Raw genomic sequence first — 20,851 nt, forward strand, 5'->3', positions numbered from 1 at the left:
GCAGCTTCCTCCGTGTAGGGGCTCACCTGTCTCGTTAATCCACGGGAGTCAAGAAGCCTTCCGCATCAACCCAAAAAATCTCAATCTTTTTAGCAAAGGTTTTCAAATAAAGTAAAGGAGTTCATTACCCTTTATGAAGAGGTGTTGTCACTCATCACTTCTCCACATTGAAAATAAGAGCCTATCCCCTCTAAGAATACAAATAATGGGTAGATTTGATCGCTATGCTACTATGAGGTAAAGACACTTTGTAGAATGGTTGATAGCGTCACTCCTATGGGATTTAGCGGCTCATCGGACGCCCCCCCTGGAAAGGACGCTGGCGGAACGAAAATCAACCTCTCGCCTTGCAAAGTTACTATTTCTACCGTTGATATCTTCTTTTTTTAACAACATAAAAAGGTGTATTCCGTCTAATAGGAATACACCTTTTATTATGATTATAGAGATTAATAATCGTTAAGTGATAGCTCACCTAGCCAATCTTCTTTAATAATCTTCCTTGCTTGTTCTTCACTTTCGGCAATAGGGAATACTTTATCAACCTGTGAAATAGCGAATAAGTTGCGAATGAAATTATCGACGACAATAATGGCGATTTTCTTATCTTTTACAGACACCTTCTTAGCAAAATTAACGATCATACCGAATCCAGTACTATCAATATTTGTTACCCTTTGCATATCGATAATGTATCCGTGTTTTGTGTCTAAGCTAAGTGTTTGCAGCTCTGACTTTATTTCTTCAATCATCCCGTATTCTAAATCGCCTGTAAACGCAATCACAATATAATCAGCCTTTGTGTCAATATTCATTGCAATTTTCTTCTGATTCATCCTATAGCGCCTCCATTTTTCTTTTCTTGTTTGGGGATTTATTCAAACTTAAATTTATTCACTTCATTTTGTAATTTATCAGCAATTGATGATAACTCATCTGAGCTTTGTGTAATTTCGGCAACAGTCGCATATTGCTCTTCTGAGGTTGCGGCAATCTCTTCTGTAGCTGCTGCAGCGTCCTCGATGATGCGAGAAATATCTTGAATGGCTTGTTGCACATCTAGGGAGTTGTCGTTAACATGTGTAAATGCCACTTTCATTTGTTCGACACCTTCTTCAGTTTCGACAACTTTCTCCACGATTTCTTTTAAGGCACTTCCGCCTTTATTGATGATCGTTACTTGCTCCTCGACAGCTAGTAAATTACTTTCCATTGTTCGTACGGTCACAGATGTTTCCGCTTGGATATCATTAATAAGATTAGTAATTTGTCCAGCTGCTAAACTTGACTGTTCAGCTAATTGACGAACCTCTGATGCAACGACAGCAAAACCTTTCCCTTGATCACCTGCTCGTGCTGCCTCGATGGCCGCATTGAGTGCTAACAGATTCGTTTGTTCTGCGATGCCAGTGATAACGGTAATAATACCACCAATTTCTTCAGAGCGCTTGCCTAATTTTTGGATAGAATCTGTTGCATAAGACACTGTTTTCGTAACATCACTTAGATGCATAATCGCTTCATTGATGGCTTCTTCTCCTTTACGTGCGATATGAGTGGATTCGATAGCGCTATTTAAAGTGATTTCAGCCTTTTGTAAGCTCTTTGATACTTCCTCAAGCGTTTTTTGCATCATTGAAACTATTCGTTCAGCCTGATCAGATTGAGTGGTAGTACCAACGGCGATTTCATTCATTGTTAGTGCGATCTGATTAGATGCTTCACTTGTTTGATGTGATGATTCTGCCAAAGTGTGTGATGACTTTGCAATTTGATGTGCACTACCAGCCACAATTTTTATCGTCTCTGTTAAATGATTTTTCATACTACTAAATGCGCGTGCTAATTCAGCGATTTCATCTTTGCCTTTAGGGTTTAACAGTTTAACATTTAAATTTAGTTCTGCTAGTTCCTTGGCATTGGTACTTAGAATGTTAATAGGATTAACAATTTGCTTTTGTAAGAACCAACTAATTCCTCCAATCATTACAATGGCGATCACTAAGGAAATCGCTACATTCTCCAGTGCTGATTTTGTGGCAATGCTTATATAAGGAGCGGTAGGGACAGCGGTTGCCCATACACCGATAACCTCGCCTTGACTATTTACAATCGGATCATAGGCTGCTTGATGCAAACTTCCTAAGACATTGGCAGAACCGATAAAGCGCTTTTTTTCTCCTAGTACAACAGTAGCAACCTCGTCAGAAACCTTTGTATTTAAAGCGCGTTCACCATTATCCACTATATTGGTACTTATACGCGTATCGTTTTGAAAGATGGATACAGCATTCCCGTTTGTGAGTTCTCCAACTTTATCAGCTACCTCAAAGTTTTCTACCATATTGATATCGCCCTTATAGAGTTGGTTGTTTTTAATGGACCATTCACCAGGATATTTAGCGTCTAAATATTCATAGCTCAACTGTATATCTGATAAAAGCTTTGTATCAGCACTTTCTAATAGATTGTTCTTGGCAACAAAAAAATTGACTCCTGCTAAAAGGGAAGTAAGTAAAATAATACAACCAAATATAAGCAGATTCATTTTCTTTCGTATAGATAACTTCATTAAAACGCCCCCAATTTTACGTTTACTTTATAGATGAATCTTTTTGGAAATACCAACTAAAAATTTTGTTTCAGAAATATTTTCGAACCAAATATGGTCGACCATATTTTTGACAAAAAATAAACCGCGTCCACGATCAGCATAATCAAATTTGTCTAAATCGAATTGAAGAACTTTGCCCCAGTCCTTTTCGTCAATGCCTTTTGCTTCGTCAGTGACTGTTATTTTTATCTCTTCGTTTGATTGAGTTACTTGTATTTGAATCTTCTTTTGAGCGGGTGTATTAATTTTTCCCATAGCCTCTACGGCATTGATGACTAGTTCATGAACAACAAATCTTAACTCTCGTTTATAAGGTAGATTATATAACTCTGTATAATTCTCCATTACTTGATCAATAAAGGCTATAGCTTGTGTATCAGGATTTACATTGAGTGTGAATTCCATCTTCAATCACCTACCCTTTAATGTAATTGTTATTGAAACGACTGTGATGTCATCGCTGTAATCATTATCAAATAAATTGTACTTTTGAGAAAACTTTTGTAGTGCATAGCTGTTATCCTGTGAAGCATAGGCGTAGAAAAAGTCCATATCAATTGAATTTTGCTCGTTCAATGTTAATAATCCATCCGTATAAAGAATAATACGATGCCAGCCTGATAAAGGTATTGTTTTTTTATTTATTTGAATAGTAGGGAATAGTCCGAGGATAGGCGTATTCGCTGGGAGGAAGACTGTTTCTCCAAATTTTCCAAATAAAAAACCAGAAGGGTGAGCCGCATTCACATAGTGCAAAGTTCCGTTTTTTGTATCTAGAAGTATGTAGATTGCTGTCATTAAAAAACGGTCCATATCCTCATCAGAAAATAGCTCGTAAATTTGGCGGTTAAGTTCTTGGATTACGGCTACTGGATCAATTAACTTAGTAATCATTCCTTTTAATAATGATCTGATGGACATAGTAACGAGTGATGCAGCTATGCCATGCCCCATTGCATCGTACAGAAGAATGGCGGTTAAATGGTCATTAATCTTAAACCAGCAGTACATGTCACCTCCTAGTGTATTGGATGTTACGTAAAGACCATCAACCTGTATTTGCTCAAGATTTAATGGAGGAGATAGTGCGTTCTTTTGGAATTTTTTTGCAACAAATAAATCTTTTTGAATCATACTTTCTTGCTGCTTTCGAAGCGTGGCTTCCTTCTGATATTTTAAGGCTACTTGAATTCGAGTTTTAAAATGAGTAAAATCAAACGGCTTTAAAATAAAGTCGAAAATACCTGCTTCAAACACCCTATCGATTGTTATGTTTTTTTCGTAGGTAGTGGATAGAAGGATAGGGACATCTATCCAATTTTTAAGTACATGAATGTGCTGACAAATTTCCTCGCAATTGCTGAGTGTCATTTTAGTGTCGAGTACGATTAATTCCAGCTCATCTTTCAAAGATGAATCTACTAAATAATTCATTGCTGCTTCCGTTGTTGAAAAGCAATGAATATTTGGGATGCTGATACGATGAAAATATTTCTGCAGACGTAGCACATCATTACTTACGCTGCCAATAATTAATACTGACATGCCTACTAAATTCACCGCCTTATGTATCTATAACTAAATATTTCCTGGAAGCCAACATAATGATTTCTAACCATAATTATATACTCCGTATTTACTTATAATATGAATAAATGAAAATTCTAATTTGCTATAAATTTACCAATAAATATGGCATTATACAAGGCTTTTGTGATATAAAGTAAAACTTAATCAATAGGATTTTTGACATCTAGGTTCTTGGATAGGGTTCACGGGTTAACTTTTTAACGATGCTCTTGATATATCTGCATTTGATGCATGAGGAAGTAGAGAATGCTTCGTCTCTAGTCATGATACTTGACTATACATTTTTAGAGTGACGAAGGATTTTGTAAGACTAAAGGCCTTTTGTAGAAAGTATTAATTTTGCCCTTCTTTTAAGGTGAAAGATCGCTATTGGAGATGGAAATGTGGTAAGAAAAATTAATCTAAAAAAGGGATTAATATATTCGATAAAATGCATGTTATAAAACATTACATACATATTGCTTGTTATTTAATTTTAATGTATTTTTAGATCAGTCATAAAAAAATATGTTAATTAAATTTACATTGGAGTGGTGAAGAATGAAACATTATACCAAAGAAGATATTATACGTCGAGTGAAGGAAGAAAATGTGAAATTTATTCGCCTACAGTTTACAGATATATTAGGGACAATCAAAAATGTGGAAGTGCCTGTCAGTCAATTAGAAAAAGCGCTAGATAATAAAGTTATGTTTGACGGCTCTTCAATCGAAGGTTTTGTGCGTATTGAAGAATCGGATATGTATTTAAAGCCTGATTTCAATACCTTCGTGATTTTTCCTTGGACTGCTGAAAAGGGGAAAGTGGCTCGCTTTATCTGTGATATTGCAAGACCAGATGGTACACCGTTTGAAGGAGATCCACGCTCCAATTTAAAACGAGTATTGAAGGAAATGGAGGAGCTAGGCTTTACTTCGTTTAATTTAGGGCCAGAGCCTGAATTTTTCCTATTCAAGTTGGATGAAAAGGGGCGTCCGACACTGGAATTAAATGATAGTGGGGGCTATTTTGATTTAGCGCCAACTGATTTGGGAGAGAACTGTCGTCGTGATATTGTTTTAGAGCTAGAGGGAATGGGCTTCGAAATTGAAGCGTCTCATCATGAAGTAGCACCAGGCCAGCATGAAATCGACTTTAAGTATGCGAGTGCTATTGAGGCATGTGACAATATCCAAACATTTAAACTAGTTGTAAAAACCATTGCTGCACAGCATGGCCTCCACGCAACATTTATGCCAAAGCCACTATTTGGGGTCAATGGGTCAGGAATGCATTTTAATCTCTCGTTATTTGAAGGTGATAAAAATGCCTTCTACGATGAACATGCAGACTTGCAATTAAGTGCAACCGCACGTAGCTTTATGGCAGGAATCATGAAGCATGTGCATGGCTTTACGGCTATCACAAATCCACTTGTCAATTCCTATAAACGTTTAGTACCTGGCTATGAAGCCCCTTGCTATGTAGCTTGGTCTGCTCAAAACCGCTCACCATTAATTCGTATTCCAGCAGCTCGTGGACTATCTACACGAATTGAATTGCGTTCAGTGGATCCAGCAGCAAACCCTTATTTAGCAATGACTGTTATTCTAGCATCTGGGCTGGATGGTATACGAAAAGATTTAACGCCACCAGCTGCAGTAGACCGTAACATTTATAAAATGACAGCAGCGGATCGGGAGTTGAATGGGATTGATAGTTTACCATCCTCATTAGAATTTGCGTTAATCGAATTAGAGATGGATGCCATTGTTCGTGATGCACTGGGTGACCATATTTACGATAAATTCACAGCTGCGAAAGAGATTGAATGGAATAAATATCGCACACGTGTCCATAACTGGGAGCGTGAGGAGTATTTAACGATGTACTAAAGGTTGGGGCTGTTTTAGCTCCAACTTTTTTATGTGACATGTACTTCTTTTTGCTCTATCATAAGATTAAAGGAGTGTGGACAATGACACAGATAACTCAAGTTGTGACAATTCAAAACAATGATATTGTGCAATTTGAACTTGATATTAACCGAGCTTTAGTAGATTTAAAAGGCTTTTTCATACTTGATATCAAATACAATACGCTCTTTATTGGAGAGCAGACGGTCATCCATTCTGCTTTAATTATTTATCAGCAAAGCGATTACACCATTTAACAAGAGGGGTCATGTCGATGAGACGTGACTTTTTTTAATAAAAGATAAACTCGAGTGTTGGGGAAGGTTAATGGTATTCGGGTAACTTCCTCCTTTGATTTTCATGCAATGTCATAAATGAATTCATCTGGCTTAACCAGGGCCGTTTCAAAGTAATGAACCTCCACAACTTCATTATGTCTATAATAATTTCTTTAATAATCTTAATGAGATAGCCTGTTTCTTCATAAACCCTCCGAAGGTAGCGTGCCTCAAAGTCTTCTGCTGCCTCTTTACCACCTGATGGATCAGCCCGTATTTTTGCTTCATCTATATTTCCTTGCAAAACCATTAATAAGATTATCTTTCGTTTAATCAAAAAGCAGCAACATCTTGCCGTTTGACCAAGAAAAAACCTCCATTTCATTTCTGTATATAATAAACTTATCTTTTTTTAATGTTGGTTAAGCAAAGGAGGGATAATAAAATACGGTTAGGTCTTCCTAATTCTTAATTTAATTGATTTTGTTAAATCTGTCCTGAAAAATTGGTCAGAGTTTAATGTATTTCAATAGAAAATTTAAAGAAAATTCTTTCTATTTAGCCTGTCCAAAGTTAGCATAAAAAGACAGGTTAAGCAGCCATATCTATTTTATGATGGAATCAAGGAGTGAGAGCAATGAGTTGGATTGAGTCGATTCAAAAGGCCATTAATTATATGGAGGATCATTTATTAGAGGATATTACGATTGAACAGATTGCACAGGAGGTTAATTCATCTGTCTTTCATTTTCAGCGAACATTTGCCATTTTGACAGATATGTCTATTGCAGATTATCTACGGCGAAGAAGATTAACATTAGCTGCACAAGAATTGCTGGGTACTGAACAAAAAATAATCGATCTCGCCTACAAATACGGCTATGAAACTCCTGAAGCCTTTACTAAAGCGTTTCGTAAACAACACCATGTAACGCCTAGTGAAGCAAGAAAGAAGCAAGGACCATTACAATCATATAATCGCCTGGTCATACAGGTAAGCTTGAAGGGAGCAGAACCAATGAAGTATAAAATTATTGAAAAAGACAAGTTTCAAATTGTCGGTGTAAAAAGAACATACAACTGTCAAAATGGGGAGAACACAACGGAAATACCTCTATTTTGGCAAGAGGTCAACCAAAGTGGCTTTGATCATCAGCTATACCAATTAAATAATGGCACGGTCAATGGCGTACTAGGTGTTTGTGTACCAAATACAGAACAGGGACAAAAGGGCTTCATTGATTATTGGATTGCTACTGATCATGTAGGAGAAGTAGGTGAAGATCTCTTAACAATGGAAGTACCTGCATCTAAATGGGTTATCTTTGAAGTACATGGACCTATGCCTGATGCAATGCAAAATACATGGAAACAAATTTATTCAGAGTGGTTCCCATCCAACCCATATGAACCAGCAGGAACAGCGGAGTTGGAGGTTTATCCTGAAGAGGATGCTTATAGCCCTGATTCGTATTCAGAAATTTGGATTCCAATTAAGTAACAAGAAAGCCAAGGGTGCAATACTAGTGCATCCTTGGCTTTTATTATTCTACTGAAAAAATTCACCCTTTTTTTAGCTTTGTTAAAGATGTAAAATATATGTATGTTTAAAATAAACGATTTAACGGCGTTTATTAATCGTTACATAATTTCATAAGGGGGCTAATAAATGATGAGAGGTACGATTCAAAACAAACGTGTGGAAATTTCACAAGAGGACGCACAGCAATACTTAAAGTTGGGAAAAGTGGCACATGTCGCAACAGTTGATGAGGAAGGTTTTCCTTATGTTATTCCGTTTGTCTATGTATATGAAGGGGAGGACAAACTATACTTGCATATTGGTAATCTTCGAGAAAGTCACTTTTGGTCAAATATCAAACAAAATCCTAAAATTTGTATAGAAGTTTGCGATATGGGTGATTTACATCCAGGCAAAAAATATGCCTGTCAATCCGCACTAGTTTATCAAAGTGTGGTTCTGTTTGGACATATCGAAAGAATTGAAGAGGAATCAAAAAAAGTATGGTTCTTTGATGCGCTACTGGATAAGTATGGAAATCCTGAATGGACATTTGAAAGAGAGGGTTATCCGATTATGCCGAAAATCGAACTATTTGAAGTGAAAATAGAAAAGCTGACAGGGAAAATAAATCACGGCATGTATCATTAATCAAAAAGGCTAAGTATTGGTTGAATTCTACCATGCTTAGCCTTTTCTTCTTATGATTTTGTTAAAGTGTAAAGTTGTAGAGTATCTTCAGTGTTGTGCTTCTCTTGGTAAATGAAATTCAATTTTTTTAAAAGCTTGATTGAATTGATATTGGCAGCGTCAACTTCTGCCACAATTGTTTCCATTTTTAAGTGCTTAAAGGCATAATCAATTAAAGCAGTTATAGCTTCTGTTGCGTAGCCTTTTCCCCAATATTCCTTGCCCAAATCATAGCCAATCTCTGTTAGAGCATTGTCATAATCAAGCATATTAAAGCCGCATGAGCCAATGATATGATTAGATGCCTTTTCAAAAATAGAGAAGCGGATTGCCTTGTGTTGCTTAGCTAATTGTTCTAGAAGTTCAATCATTTCCAGGGCCTGCTCTTCTTGTGTAAACTGAGTAATATTCATATACTTGGTTACATCAGGATCAGACCAAATAGCTAATAAACTTTTAGCATCAGCTTTCCCCATTTTTCGTAACCGTAATCTTTCCGTGTCGATATTTTCAATCAATACTTTTGCCTCCAAAATTATAATGATGTTGGATGAAAAATATTGCTATCTGCGCATAATTCAGTCCCTTCATATGGATATAAGTTTATTATAATAGAAAGGATACATACTGCAAAATACTGGAGGAAATCGCATGATAAAAGTCTCGGAAGAGCAATATCCTATCATTAAACAATTTATTTCAAGAGCCCCGACATTTGTTTATAGTATACTAGATCGAATGATAGAAGGAGCTGTCTATTCCGATACAGCTGCTTTTCAAACATTATTATTTCACACGAAATCAGGGATATACTATGTATATGGCGATGAAAATAAGACTTCGATTGATTATCAGCTTGCTTATTGTTTTCAACAGGCTATAGAACAACAGAAACGGTTTACCTTATTTTCTTATTCTGAACAGTGGAATACTAAAATCGAACAATTGTTAAATAATCAGCTAAGAAAGCTAGAACGCTATACATTTACATTTGATGAAAATATTTATAATCATAGAGAGAAGCATGGGGAAGGTGATTACGAAGTCAAATTTATTACTGAACCCCTGATTAAAAATTCACTGGAATTTGATCAGACTTATTATGAGGAATATTGGGATTCTACCTCTAATTTTCTCAAAAATGGCTTTGGCTTTTGTTTCGTACATAATGAACAAATCATTAGTGAAGCCGTCTCTATATTTAAGTCAAATGACTATGCAGAAATTGATATTATGACAGATCCAAACTATAGAGGACAAGGATTAGCAAGTAGCATTGCAGAAGCCTTTATAGATCATTGTCTAGTCAACCAGCTAAAGCCTTGTTGGGATTGTGATATTTCAAATACAGGCTCCATTCACCTAGGCACAAAGCTTGGTTTTACGACTCCGCAAAAATATGCTATCTATACAAAAAAGTAGCCCACGAGGTTATTATAAACATCGTGAGCTTTATGCGCTGTTAAAAGAAACGATTGCGTAATTCAAAAACTCGATAGAATAGTCTAGCGTCTCTAGCCATTTTATTTGGTGCGTTCATATGGGGACGGAGGCATTGTTGAAACAATTCATCACAGTATTTTGTGCTACCGTGTCGTTCATAGCATTCATCATGCAGTTTACAGCAAGCGTCCACTGCATTTGTAGGCATACCTGGTCCTGAGCAGCCAGGGCCACAGTATCGGTAGCCAGGATAACAAAAACCGAGCTTGCGATTTCTATTCATCTCCTTAACCTCTCTTTTCGATGTCTTTTCTATAAAATATGTAATATTTCATCATAGAAGAGGATAAAAAACTATAAGACTATTCTTTTTGATTTGTAAGGTTCCTGTAAGCTTAAAAATAATTAGTTGTAAGGATGGTGCGTTATGCTAGCTATAGCATAAAAGATAAGGAGTTTTTCAACATGAATCCATCCGTTACACAAAAAGAACGAATCATTTCCTTAGATATTATACGAGGATTAGCGTTATTTGGTATTTTATTTATTAATGTAGGTGCCTATCAGCTCTTAATGGAGGGTGCACCAATGCCTGATATGAGTGGAATCAATGGGGTGATTGATTCACTTATTGATATTTTTATAGAAAAGAAATTTTTCTCTATCTTTTCATTCCTATTTGGAGTTGGTTTTTATATTTTTGCTTCACGTGCAGAAGCGCGTGGGGATAGACCGAGATGGCGCTTTGCAAGACGCTTATTTGCTTTATTCGTTATTGGTATTATTCATATTTTTATTTTTTGGGGCTCTATCCTATCCATTTACGCAGTAATTGGTTTTTTATTGCTACCATTTTACTCTGCGAAGGTTTCAACCATTTCTAAATGGTTATTTACCATTATCACACTGCATATTCTGGCACTATTAGGACAAATGTATATGCCGTCTAATGCCGTTTCGTCAGCTATTTTTGGCTTTTTAGGCAATGATGCAGTAGCTATCTTTATTATGTTTTTAAGTGGATTTTTAGTAGCAAAAGCTGATTGGATTGGGCATATTGGAGCGCATAGTCAAAAAATAAAATGGTTGCTTTATAGTACTTTCCCATTCTTTATTGGATTCTCATTATGGATTTGGTTTGCCTCACAAGCAGATGACCAACAGCTCCAATCTATCATTGGCTTAGGGGTTGTTCCAACAACCTATTTTTACTTAAGTGGTTTGTTTATTCTATTAGAACATAAAACAATAGCGAAGCTACTTCAGCCAATTGGACGTGTGGGGCAAATGGCCTTTACAAATTATTTGGCGCAAAGCTTTATTGGAACAGCCATCATTTCATTAATGGGGCTAGAAGTAGTTTCACCATCAGAAATTGTAGTGATAGCGAGTATTACGTTTATCATTCAAATAATTTTTAGCGTGATTTGGTTTAAGTTCTTTACAATAGGGCCATTTGAAAAATTATGGCGATATATGACTTATGGAAAAAAAGTCGTGTCAAAACAATCATAAAACACTGTAAATCCCAAACAATCCTACTGTTTGGGATTTTTTCTGCTAAAATAAATTGTATGTTTTTGTAAAAAATGAAACCTAAAATGGTAGATATTCGTAAACTAGGTACAAGAAATAAAGGAGCGTTTATAATATGGCAAAGCAAATAAAAAAATATATGGCTGTGACAACGGCATCTTTGATGGCTGTACAGCTAGCAGCATGTGGAAATAGTGAAACTCAGACAGCAGAAGAATACCCTTTAACTACTTCTAATCAGGTAACTGAAGATCAAAACCAAGCAATTACAGGTGATGAAATAGAAAGTGTTTACAAGAGTGAAATGGCTGATGCCTGTGATGAATGGCAAGAGGGTGATGATGGTTCCTTTGAATGTATCGATGAAAATTCACCTTACTATGCACAGCATTTCTTTAATGGTTTGATGTATGCAACGGCTGGAGCCATGATAGGAAGTGCGATTTATAAAAGTCGCAATTTAAAAAATGGTACAGATCTAGATGAGCAAAGCAATGGTGGCGGCTCAGCAGTGCCACGATCGTCATCAAGCGCTAAGGATGAAAGTAAACCAACAAATGGTATAACAAACAGTACGCAAAATAAGGCTAGCTCAACTTCAAGTGGATCAAATTCTTATTCGAGTGGACAACGCTCCTATTCGACGGATAGTTCATCAAAGAGTTCCAATTCCTACTCCAATAGCTCTTCCTCAAGCACAGGGAAATCGGGCTTTGGTTCTGGTGGGGCATCTCGTGGCGGCTCGTCCTCCTCGTAAGGTTTGGATAGGGAGTGAAGAACATGATGAATCACACACAGCAACGACAAGCATTTTACTCAAAATTCCCTGACTTCTTTCCTGACTTTGAGGATTTAGAGTATGCATTATATGATGTTTTAGAATTGCCAAAGCAACAAATTGATCAACTTCATTATGCAACACAAATACTTTGGCGCATCTTTTTAAAAGTCGGGAAACAATTTAAACATTTATCGGTCGATCAGCTCTTAGCCTTAGGTATTCGACCGGAAATGATCCCATATATTCAGTTAGATTATTTACAGCAGCAATCAATTCTGGCACGCTTTGATTTTATTTGTACAGAGGAGGGCTACATTAAATGTTTAGAGCTAAATGGAGAAACACCTTTTCTTGTACAAGAAACCTTCAAGATGAATGACGCATTATGTCAGCATTTTGGCTATAAAAATCCTAATGATGTAACAGCCTTACAAAAAGCATTGTCGGGCGCCCTTTTTGCTGCCATCCAATACTTACATAATGTCAAAAAGCCAAAGATTGTCATCACAGGAAAAACAGCGAAAGAGGACTACGAAGAGTATTGCCAGGTACAGTTTATCAAGTCCTGTATTCCTTTTGCCATTGAGTATGTGCCCATTCAAGAACTTATCATCTTTTCTAGTGACACGTCTGAGGTAGCACAAGGTCTTTATACACCTACAATGGAGAAAATTGATATTTTATTTAGACCCGCACACCCTGTAGAGTTTTTAATAGATGATGTGGCAGCGGATGGTGATCGCATTGGATTGCATCTTTTAGAGCTTGTCAAAAAACGACAGCTGGCAATTATTAATCCACCTGCTGCCTATGTATTACAATCGAAAATCTTATTATGGTTAATATGGGAGCGGAGAAATGATCCATTGCTCTTTACTTCCGAGGAACGAGCAGCTATTTTGCAATATATGCTTCCTACATACCTTACAGCAGAACCATTTATTCGAGATGATGTACCTTATGTCAAGAAGCCTGTTTATTCACGTGAGGGAAATACAGTAGAAATTTACGCAGGAAGTGGGCGGAGAGTAAATGCTTCCACATCCAAGCACTATGTTGATAATTTGTTTATTTATCAACAATATGTGGAGATGCCTAGCATAACAGTGCAGTTAAAAGAAGGATATCACGCTAAGAAGTGGCTAATTGGCTCATTTGTTGCTGATAATCGAGCATGTGGTTTAAGTTGTCGGGTAGGCAATCAAATTACAGAATGGGATTCACATTGGTTAGCCGTTGGTTACAAGGAATAGCAAATCTATCGTGCTGAAAAACAAAACCACCCATAAAATTTTTTTAGAAGGTGAAAATGGATTGCCGTTGCAGGCTACTTGCTTTCCTGTGGGCGAGCGCCGAACCGCTTCCTTCGCTCCGCTCCGTGCAGGGTTTCGCCTGACTCGCTATCCCATGGGAGTCAAGTAGCCTTCCACTCCAACCTACAAAAATGTTATCTTTTTAGCAAAGGTTTTCAAATAAAGTGAAGGTGTTCACTTCTTGTCACTCATCACTTCTCCACATTGAAAATAAGAGCTTATCCCCTCTCTATGAATACAGATAATGGGCGATTTTATTACTATGCTACTATTAAAAAAGTAAAGACACTTTGCAGAATGGTTGATTGGAGAGGAGCCAGCGTCACTCCTAGGAGATTTAGCGTCACTGATGAGTCCCTGGAGCAAACGTAAGTGAGAGAAGCGGCTCATTGGAACGCCCCCTGGAAAGGACGCTGGCGGAACGGAAATCAACCCTTACCTTGCCAAAAGGTATTATTTCTCCTAGCGATATTATCTTTTTTCAACAACATGAATTGGCGAGACTTTTAAAAGTCTCGCCAATCGTTTGGTCCTTATTCATTCCAGCCTTTACAGACATTAATCCATTCTTTATAGGGAGCATATGTTTCAAGTTCTGAAATGGTTACCTCAATGGCTGAATTACTACTACCGCACGCTGGAAATACTGTAGTAAAACGTTTTAAAGATTCATCTAAATAAATGGCTACGCCCTCGTTCACACCAAAAGGACATACACCTCCGACATCATGACCAATCATCGTCTCTACATCATCTTTGGATAACATCTTTGCCTTCGTACCAAATACGGCTTTATATTTTGCATTATCGATCTTAGCATCACCAGCAGCCACAATTAAGATCGCTCCATCGTTTACAAGAAAAGATAAAGATTTTGCTATGCGCTCTGGCTCGCAGCCAAGCGCCTGTGCTGCTAATTCAACTGTTGCGGAGCTTTCTTCTAATTCTTGTATTTTGTGTTCTACATGCCATTGTGCTAAATGGCGACGTACTTTTTCAATTGCCATATGTACATCCTCCTACTTATATCAATTATGCCTTAGCATAGTTGTCGAGATTTTTTGAGATTATTCGAAAAGCTTCCTTTTCTATAAAGAGCGTTTTCTATATTTGATATACCACATTCGTACAAAAAGCATTCATTAAAATCAAGACAAAATTAATTTTACCATAATTTTCAGAATATATAGTTGTGAATGCTTTAGCTTTCGGGTACCATTGGTGTAAGGAGTGTAAAATTACACTAGGGAGGTTTTGTATGCTTAAGTTTATACAAATAGTATCGATACTATTTGGTTTATCCGTTGTGACATTAATGGTTGCATTCATTATCACATTAAGTGGTGGGCTACATTTAATTAATTTGGTCTTTACTATACCCGTTTGTTTATTTGTCTGGATTGTTTGTAGCATGTTTAAATGGACCAACACAAAAAAACGAAGGGGCTTGCTATTTGGTGTCATGGGAATCGCCCTGTTGATTGCAGCCATTAAACCGATTCAACATTATTATAAAATGAGTATTCCCACTGTTGATGCGGAAATTGATGTAACAGTCTATCAGCCATTTGTCCCTGGCAATGAAATAGTGAAAAATAAAGCTTCCTTACAATTGACAGAGTCATTACCACGACTAGATGGTGCAACAGCCATGTACCCTTTATATGCGGCTTTTGTGGAGGCTACTTATCCCAAAGGTGAATATCCTCCATATAATAGTAGAGTTCAAGTAAGTCGTACACCAGAGGCCTATCAAAATTTAATAGCTGGAGATGTTGATTTGATCTTTGTGGCAGCCCCGTCCACCTCACAAGAATGGCAAGCAGAAAAGGAAGGACTTACATTTGATATGACGCCAATTGGTCGAGAGGCATTTGTCTTTTTTGTGCATCGTAAAAATAAAATCGATAATTTAACACTTGAGCAGGTCAAAAAAATATATGCTGGAGAAATAACTAATTGGCGTGAAGTAGGTGGGGAGGATGAGTCCATTCGTGCTTTCCAACGCCCAGCGGATAGTGGAAGCCAAACGACACTAGAAAAACTGATGGGCAATACGCCTATCATGGAGGCACCCACTGAAGATGTTGCATCAGGAATGGGCGGAATCATTCGTGAAGTGTCGCAATATCGAAATTATAAAAATGCCTTGGGCTTTACGTTTCGATATTATTCTACAGAGATGGTTGGTAACAAAAAGATCAAATTACTATCTATTGATGGAGTAGCACCAACAAAAGAAAATATTCAAAATGGTACATATCCTTTAATGTCTGAATTTTATGCCATCACAGCAGGAACAGAAAATCAAAATGTACAGAAACTGATTGATTGGATACTTTCTGAGGAAGGGCAGGCAATGGTAGAAAAGGTCGGCTATGTACCAGTGGAAAATCATTGAATAGTTTGCTATACTAAGAGTAATAATCGAATAAAAGTTTTCTAGGGTTCCGTAGCGCTTGCTAGTCTGGTCCGAGAGAAAACCACAAATTGATTTTGTGACACGGAAGGATAAAAGCCTGGGAGATACTGTTTAAAGACAGTTTCTTCAGGCTTTTTTTGTTTGGCTAAAATCAAGTCATTTGGCGAATGCTGAAAAAGTAGTTGGACCATCCAATTAGTCGGCCGTGTCTTATAAAATGGAGGGATTTATGATGAATAAACAATGGATCAGCGTCATTATAGCGGCTTGCTTTGAAGTTGGCTGGGTCATTGGGTTAAAGCATGCAACAAGTGTACTAGAATGGATTGGTACAGCAATTGCCATTTTTATTAGTTTTTATTTGCTCATTAAAGCAGGTGAGCATCTACCAGTTGGGACCGTCTATGCAATCTTTGTCGGATTAGGGACAGCTGGTACTGTATGTGCGGATAGCTTGCTATTTGGAGAGCCGTGGAAATTAGCAAAAATCCTATGTATTGTTGTGTTACTTGCAGGAGTTGTAGGCTTAAAGCTAGTAACAGGAGAGCCTAAGGAACAAGAGGTGAGTGAATAATGGCATGGATGGCATTAGTTGTTGCAGGGTTATGTGAGATGTTGGGCGTATATATGATTAGTAAATATAATAAGACGAAGAGTATGAAAAATTTAGGACTGTTGATTGGTGCATTCACCTTAAGTTTTGCAGGCCTTGCCTATGCGATGGGAACATTACCAATGGGTACTGCCTATGCGATCTGGACAGGGATTGGTGCAGCTGGAGGAGCACTGCTAGGTATGCTGTTTTTTAATGAATCTAAGGATTGGCGACGCATCGTTTGTATTGTCCTTGTATTAGGAGCAGCAATAATGTTGAAATTGCTATCATAATTAAACAGGCACTCCTGCATAAAAGGAGTGCCTGTTTTTATATTATTTTTTTACATCTTTTGTCCATTCGGCCACTTTATCTGGATTAGCATCAACCCATTCTTTTGCAGCGTCTTTTGGATCTTTACCACCCATTACTTCTAACATAACACTTTCTAAATCTTCTGCTGTCCAGTGGAAGTTATCGAGTACCGAATATACATCTGGTAAATCTTCTTTTAAGCCTTTACGTACGAATGTATTTATCGTTTCTTCTCCACCATAAACACCTTTTGGATCTTCTAAGTATTTAAGATCATATTTGGCAAATTTCCAGTGTGGTGACCAGCCTGTGACAATAATCTCTTCCTTATCTTTCAGCGCTTTGGATAATGCAGTTGTCATCGCACCAGAAGAAGAAGTAATAAAGTTCCAGTCTGCTAAATTATCATATTCTTCTAATGCTTTTTCGGTAGCAGCAGTAATGCCCGCACCTGGCTCAATACCAGTGATTGTATGATCTGCTTCATTAGATAAATCTTCAATTGAATTGACATTCATATAGCTTGGTACAACTAAACCGATTTTTGCACCAGCAAGGTTTTCACCTAGCTCATCTAAATCAGCTTTATATTTTTCATATTGTGAAGCATGTGTATGTGGTAGCCAAGCAGCAACCATTCCATCAGCCTCTCCTTTGGAGACAGCCTCCCACATGATCGCATTATCCAAAGGAGTTAATGTTACATCATAACCTAAATCTTCGAGTACCTGCCCAACAACATTCGTTGAGGCAATTTCTGTATCCCACTCAACATAGGCAAGGTTTACCTCCTTAGAATCACTGTTTTTTCCAGAACTTGAGCCTGAGTCGCCTCCACTACATGCAGCAAGCATGAAGCCTAGACCTAGAGCCATTCCTAACTTTGATAGTGTTTTCAGTTTCATCGAATCTCCCTTTCTCTTCATCATTTTGTATCAAACTGCCGACATCCATCGGAGGATGGATGGTAGCAAGAAAGATGACATTTCTATAATGCTTTCTTTTTATTGAAGCTTTGTGTTAAACGGTCAATAATGATCGCAAAAATAACTAAACCTAAACCTGCAACGAAGCCATTCCCAACTTGGGTACGTTGTAGGGCTGTTAATACTTCACGTCCTAGACCAGGAGCTCCGATCATAGAGGCAATAACTACCATAGAAAGTGACAGCATAACGGTTTGGTTAATCCCTGCCATAATGGTTGATTTAGCAAGGGGAATTTCTACTTTAAATAATTTTTGGCTAGCTGTACTACCATAGGAGTCTGCAGCTTCCACTAATTCTTTTGGTACTTGACGAATACCGAGGTTTGTCATACGTACAGTAGGGGGTAAAGCAAAGATAACGGATGCAAAGACTCCAGGTACGATACCAATGCCAAAAAAGGCGACAGCCGGAATTAAATAGACAAAGCCAGGCATTGTTTGCATGAAATCTAGTATTGGTTTAATAATGTTTTCAGCTACCGTTGATTTTGACATTAAGATACCTAGTGGAATACCGATGATGATGGATATAATACTGGAAAAGATCACAAGCGTGGTTGTTTCCATAAGATGAGTCCATAATCCTTGGTTATAAATAAACAACAAGCCTATTAATGAGAATGCAGCAAGCCCTAACTTTTTGCCTGAAACGAAGAAGGCAAATATCACGACAAGAAGTATAAGAATAATGGCTGGGATACTAATTAATAAATCAGTGACCTGATTCATGAGTAGTTTTCCGAATTGCTGAATAGAGTTAAAGAACGCTGAAAAATTACTCGTCAACCAGTCCATAGCTGATTCTACCCACGGAGCTAGTGGTAATGTTGGAATATTATCTAAAAAGTTATTCATGTGCTTCGGCCTCCTCATCGCTAGTTGACAGTGCTTGGATGACAACGCCCCTAATTAGTACACCAAGCAAGCGACCATCTTTCACAACGGCAATAGGAGTAGGAGAATTATAAATCATCCCTAAAATATCCTGTAGTAGCATATCTGGTGGAACGGTTAACACTTCTGATTGCACAATAGAATGGACGGTTTGCTCTTGTTTCTTTGCTGCAGCCAGTGCATCGTCAGCAGTAATATAGCCTTTTAAATGTCTATTTTTATCAACAGCCATTAATAAACTAACAGCCTCTTGACGCATCCGCTTTAGTGCCACTTTAGGGCCATCTAGGTCTGTATTGACATAAACGGGCCGTACCATGACATTTTCAGCTGTCAATACTTTAGAACGATCCACATCTTCCACGAATGTTTTAACATAATCATTTGCTGGGTTGGTTAATATTTCTTCTCCCGTCCCAATCTGAATGATAGAGCCATCCTTCATAATGGCAATGCGATCCCCGATGCGTAATGCTTCATTTAAATCATGTGTGATAAATAAAATTGTTTTTTTCAATGTTTGTTGTAGATCGAGTAGCTCATCTTGCATTTCCTTGCGAATCAATGGATCAAGGGCTGAAAATGCTTCATCCATTAGTAATATTTCAGGATCATTAGCAAGGGCTCGTGCTAAACCAACACGCTGTTGCATACCACCTGATAACTGATTTGGATACTGGTCTTTATAAGCGAGTAATCCGGCATTTTCTAAAGCTTGTTCAGCTTTTGCTTGCCGTTCTTCTTTTGAAATACCTCGAATTTCAAGGCCATATTCGGTATTTTGAAGTAATGTACGATGGGGGAATAAACCGAAGTTTTGGAAAACCATGCTCATTTTGTTTCTTCTTACAGACCGTAGACTTTCTTTTCCCATGGTAGAAATATTTTCTCCATCGATATATATATTTCCGCTCGTTGGTTCAATTAGGCGGTTTAAAAGCCGTATAAGCGTGGATTTGCCACTTCCTGACAATCCCATAATAACGAAGATTTCTCCTTCGTTGACAGTAAAGCTTGCATCGTATACACCAACAGTTGCACCTGTTTCTTTTAAGATATCAGTCTTACTTTTTTGTTGCTTAACGAGTTCTAGTGCTTGGGGAATATGTTTGCCAAACACTTTTGATACGTGTTCTATTTTAATTTTTTCCATAGAAGCACTCCTTTCGTAGATTATTACTATGTGAGGATAATGATACCCAAAAATAAACAAGTAACAACCTTACTGTAGCAAAGAGTTGTTACTTTTGTCAAATCGACAAATAAGAAAAAATCCGCTTAAACGCTGTTATATCAGCGCTTAAACGGATTTTAATTTGGGTATAAAAAGCTTTGAACTCTAGCGAAACTTTCATCATTTCCAACAAAATAAATAATGTCCCCTTCTTCAAATGAGACATAAGGACCGGGGGATAGTAATAATTCATTGCCACGTCGAATACCTACAATCGTACTAGAAGTATTTTGCCAAAAATTTAAAGCTTGTACAGTTTGATGAATGCATGGACTATCAGCTGTCATTTCTAATTGATAAGGAATGAACGGATTGACTGATCGGTAATGCTCTGTGCGGCTAATTAGTTGCTTTGCCTTGTCTTGTAAATTAATCAATTCATGATGTTGCTTTTGAATACTTGTCAAAAGCTCATTTTGTATTTCATGAATCGATTGTACATCATGAAACTGTCTGACGAAATGAGCCGCTTTTTCATACGATTTTATAATTACACCGCTACCTTTTGAAGCTTCAACAATTTCTAAGTCTTGCAAAACGGCAATAGCTCTTCTTGCAGTCTCAGCGGAAACATTATATTGACTGGCAAGAGAGGATCTTGCATATATTTTATCGCCAATGCTGTATTTTCTTTCAACAATCTTGGAGGCGAGATCAATGGCTATTTGTTGATATTTTGGTTGCTTTAGTTGAACATTTTTTTCTAAGTTCATGTTAAACTTCCTTTCGTCATTACAGTA

At 37.4% G+C, this 20,851-nt stretch carries 23 protein-coding genes and 1 riboswitch; of the genes, 11 read left to right on the forward strand and 12 right to left on the reverse strand.

Annotated features, from left to right (window positions below):
* Nucleotides 1-449: 449 nt before the first annotated feature.
* Genes PSR12_RS06345 through PSR12_RS06360 form a run of 4 tightly spaced genes read right to left on the reverse strand, consistent with a single transcriptional unit; the run spans nt 450 to nt 4,159 of the window.
* Nucleotides 450-836: an STAS domain-containing protein gene (locus PSR12_RS06345; RefSeq protein ID WP_274772137.1), complete on the reverse strand. Its 387-nt coding sequence runs from the start codon at nt 834-836 to the stop codon at nt 450-452.
* A gap of 38 nt (nt 837-874) precedes the next feature.
* Nucleotides 875-2,572 carry a methyl-accepting chemotaxis protein gene (locus tag PSR12_RS06350; RefSeq protein ID WP_048391281.1) on the reverse strand — a complete coding sequence of 566 codons (1,698 nt, stop codon included), beginning with the start codon at nt 2,570-2,572 and terminating at the stop codon, nt 875-877.
* 27 nt (nt 2,573-2,599) lie between these two features.
* Nucleotides 2,600-3,019 carry an ATP-binding protein gene (locus PSR12_RS06355; RefSeq protein WP_048391279.1) on the reverse strand — a complete coding sequence of 140 codons (420 nt, stop codon included), beginning with the start codon at nt 3,017-3,019 and terminating at the stop codon, nt 2,600-2,602.
* A 6-nt stretch (nt 3,020-3,025) separates the two neighbouring features.
* Nucleotides 3,026-4,159, reverse strand: a complete 1,134-nt coding sequence (locus PSR12_RS06360; protein ID WP_274772138.1) for a response regulator — start codon at nt 4,157-4,159, stop codon at nt 3,026-3,028.
* A 585-nt stretch (nt 4,160-4,744) separates the two neighbouring features.
* Between PSR12_RS06360 and glnA the strand changes: the two genes are divergently transcribed.
* Together glnA and PSR12_RS06370 are read left to right on the forward strand one after the other, a co-directional pair.
* Entirely contained in the window at nt 4,745-6,079 is a 1,335-nt protein-coding gene (gene glnA / locus PSR12_RS06365; protein ID WP_036080124.1) for a type I glutamate--ammonia ligase, read from the forward strand.
* A gap of 83 nt (nt 6,080-6,162) precedes the next feature.
* On the forward strand, nt 6,163-6,357 hold the full coding sequence (locus PSR12_RS06370; RefSeq protein ID WP_016991830.1) for a hypothetical protein: 195 nt from the start codon (nt 6,163-6,165) through the stop codon (nt 6,355-6,357).
* A gap of 67 nt (nt 6,358-6,424) precedes the next feature.
* Here PSR12_RS06370 and PSR12_RS06375 read toward each other — a convergent pair whose 3' ends face one another.
* The gene (locus PSR12_RS06375) at nt 6,425-6,715 is read right to left on the reverse strand and encodes a hypothetical protein (RefSeq protein WP_274772141.1); all 291 of its coding nucleotides are present in this window, start codon (nt 6,713-6,715) and stop codon (nt 6,425-6,427) included.
* Between the two features lie 300 nt (nt 6,716-7,015).
* On the opposite strand from PSR12_RS06375, the gene PSR12_RS06380 reads away from it, so the two are divergent.
* Together PSR12_RS06380 and PSR12_RS06385 are read left to right on the forward strand one after the other, a co-directional pair.
* Nucleotides 7,016-7,879 (forward strand): AraC family transcriptional regulator, encoded by an 864-nt coding sequence (locus PSR12_RS06380; RefSeq protein WP_036080121.1) that lies wholly within the window; start codon nt 7,016-7,018, stop codon nt 7,877-7,879.
* Between the two features lie 168 nt (nt 7,880-8,047).
* Complete coding sequence (locus tag PSR12_RS06385) at nt 8,048-8,551, forward strand: pyridoxamine 5'-phosphate oxidase family protein (protein ID WP_244905009.1); 504 nt, start codon at nt 8,048-8,050, stop codon at nt 8,549-8,551.
* A 50-nt stretch (nt 8,552-8,601) separates the two neighbouring features.
* On the opposite strand, the gene PSR12_RS06390 is transcribed toward PSR12_RS06385, so the two are convergent.
* Nucleotides 8,602-9,108 (reverse strand): GNAT family N-acetyltransferase, encoded by a 507-nt coding sequence (locus PSR12_RS06390; protein WP_274772142.1) that lies wholly within the window; start codon nt 9,106-9,108, stop codon nt 8,602-8,604.
* 133 nt (nt 9,109-9,241) lie between these two features.
* On the opposite strand from PSR12_RS06390, the gene PSR12_RS06395 reads away from it, so the two are divergent.
* Nucleotides 9,242-10,012: a GNAT family N-acetyltransferase gene (locus tag PSR12_RS06395; protein ID WP_274772144.1), complete on the forward strand. Its 771-nt coding sequence runs from the start codon at nt 9,242-9,244 to the stop codon at nt 10,010-10,012.
* A 40-nt stretch (nt 10,013-10,052) separates the two neighbouring features.
* Here PSR12_RS06395 and PSR12_RS06400 read toward each other — a convergent pair whose 3' ends face one another.
* Nucleotides 10,053-10,316 carry a Parvovirus coat protein VP1-like protein gene (locus PSR12_RS06400; protein WP_128568202.1) on the reverse strand — a complete coding sequence of 88 codons (264 nt, stop codon included), beginning with the start codon at nt 10,314-10,316 and terminating at the stop codon, nt 10,053-10,055.
* Nucleotides 10,317-10,498: 182 nt separating this feature from the next.
* Between PSR12_RS06400 and PSR12_RS06405 the strand changes: the two genes are divergently transcribed.
* The 3 genes from PSR12_RS06405 (at nt 10,499) to PSR12_RS06415 (ending at nt 13,603) form a co-directional block, all read left to right on the forward strand.
* Nucleotides 10,499-11,548: a DUF418 domain-containing protein gene (locus PSR12_RS06405; RefSeq protein ID WP_274772147.1), complete on the forward strand. Its 1,050-nt coding sequence runs from the start codon at nt 10,499-10,501 to the stop codon at nt 11,546-11,548.
* Between the two features lie 136 nt (nt 11,549-11,684).
* Nucleotides 11,685-12,326, forward strand: coding sequence for a hypothetical protein (locus PSR12_RS06410; RefSeq protein ID WP_274772149.1), 642 nt, complete (start codon nt 11,685-11,687; stop codon nt 12,324-12,326).
* Between the two features lie 23 nt (nt 12,327-12,349).
* Nucleotides 12,350-13,603, forward strand: coding sequence for a glutathionylspermidine synthase family protein (locus tag PSR12_RS06415; protein WP_221680490.1), 1,254 nt, complete (start codon nt 12,350-12,352; stop codon nt 13,601-13,603).
* Nucleotides 13,604-14,196: 593 nt separating this feature from the next.
* Here PSR12_RS06415 and PSR12_RS06420 read toward each other — a convergent pair.
* The gene (locus tag PSR12_RS06420; protein WP_221680491.1) at nt 14,197-14,670 is read right to left on the reverse strand and encodes a YbaK/EbsC family protein; all 474 of its coding nucleotides are present in this window, start codon (nt 14,668-14,670) and stop codon (nt 14,197-14,199) included.
* Nucleotides 14,671-14,921: 251 nt separating this feature from the next.
* Here PSR12_RS06420 and PSR12_RS06425 point away from each other — a divergent pair, with 251 nt between their 5' ends.
* The 3 genes from PSR12_RS06425 (at nt 14,922) to PSR12_RS06435 (ending at nt 16,973) form a co-directional block, all read left to right on the forward strand.
* On the forward strand, nt 14,922-16,064 hold the full coding sequence (locus PSR12_RS06425) for a PstS family phosphate ABC transporter substrate-binding protein (protein WP_221680492.1): 1,143 nt from the start codon (nt 14,922-14,924) through the stop codon (nt 16,062-16,064).
* Between the two features lie 30 nt (nt 16,065-16,094).
* Nucleotides 16,095-16,191: riboswitch (guanidine-I (ykkC/yxkD leader) on the forward strand.
* A gap of 126 nt (nt 16,192-16,317) precedes the next feature.
* A complete protein-coding gene (locus tag PSR12_RS06430; RefSeq protein WP_221680493.1) occupies nt 16,318-16,659 on the forward strand; it encodes a DMT family transporter in 342 nt (113 codons plus the stop codon).
* On the forward strand, nt 16,659-16,973 hold the full coding sequence (locus PSR12_RS06435; RefSeq protein ID WP_221680494.1) for a DMT family transporter: 315 nt from the start codon (nt 16,659-16,661) through the stop codon (nt 16,971-16,973). Before PSR12_RS06430 ends, PSR12_RS06435 begins: the two co-directional genes overlap by 1 nt.
* Nucleotides 16,974-17,015: 42 nt before the next feature.
* On the opposite strand, the gene PSR12_RS06440 is transcribed toward PSR12_RS06435, so the two are convergent.
* The 4 genes from PSR12_RS06440 to PSR12_RS06455 all read right to left on the reverse strand — a co-directional run bounded on the left by PSR12_RS06440 (nt 17,016) and on the right by PSR12_RS06455 (nt 20,824).
* The gene (locus PSR12_RS06440; RefSeq protein WP_221680495.1) at nt 17,016-17,900 is read right to left on the reverse strand and encodes a glycine betaine ABC transporter substrate-binding protein; all 885 of its coding nucleotides are present in this window, start codon (nt 17,898-17,900) and stop codon (nt 17,016-17,018) included.
* Nucleotides 17,901-17,983: 83 nt separating this feature from the next.
* Nucleotides 17,984-18,838, reverse strand: coding sequence for an ABC transporter permease (locus PSR12_RS06445; protein WP_016991840.1), 855 nt, complete (start codon nt 18,836-18,838; stop codon nt 17,984-17,986).
* Entirely contained in the window at nt 18,831-20,030 is a 1,200-nt protein-coding gene (locus PSR12_RS06450) for a quaternary amine ABC transporter ATP-binding protein (protein ID WP_004232299.1), read from the reverse strand. Before PSR12_RS06450 ends, PSR12_RS06445 begins: the two co-directional genes overlap by 8 nt.
* A gap of 158 nt (nt 20,031-20,188) precedes the next feature.
* Entirely contained in the window at nt 20,189-20,824 is a 636-nt protein-coding gene (locus PSR12_RS06455; RefSeq protein ID WP_004232302.1) for a GntR family transcriptional regulator, read from the reverse strand.
* Nucleotides 20,825-20,851 lie beyond the last annotated feature (27 nt).

The sequence above is a fragment of the Lysinibacillus sp. G01H genome, assembly GCF_028872195.1.
GTDB lineage: Bacteria > Bacillota > Bacilli > Bacillales_A > Planococcaceae > Lysinibacillus > Lysinibacillus capsici.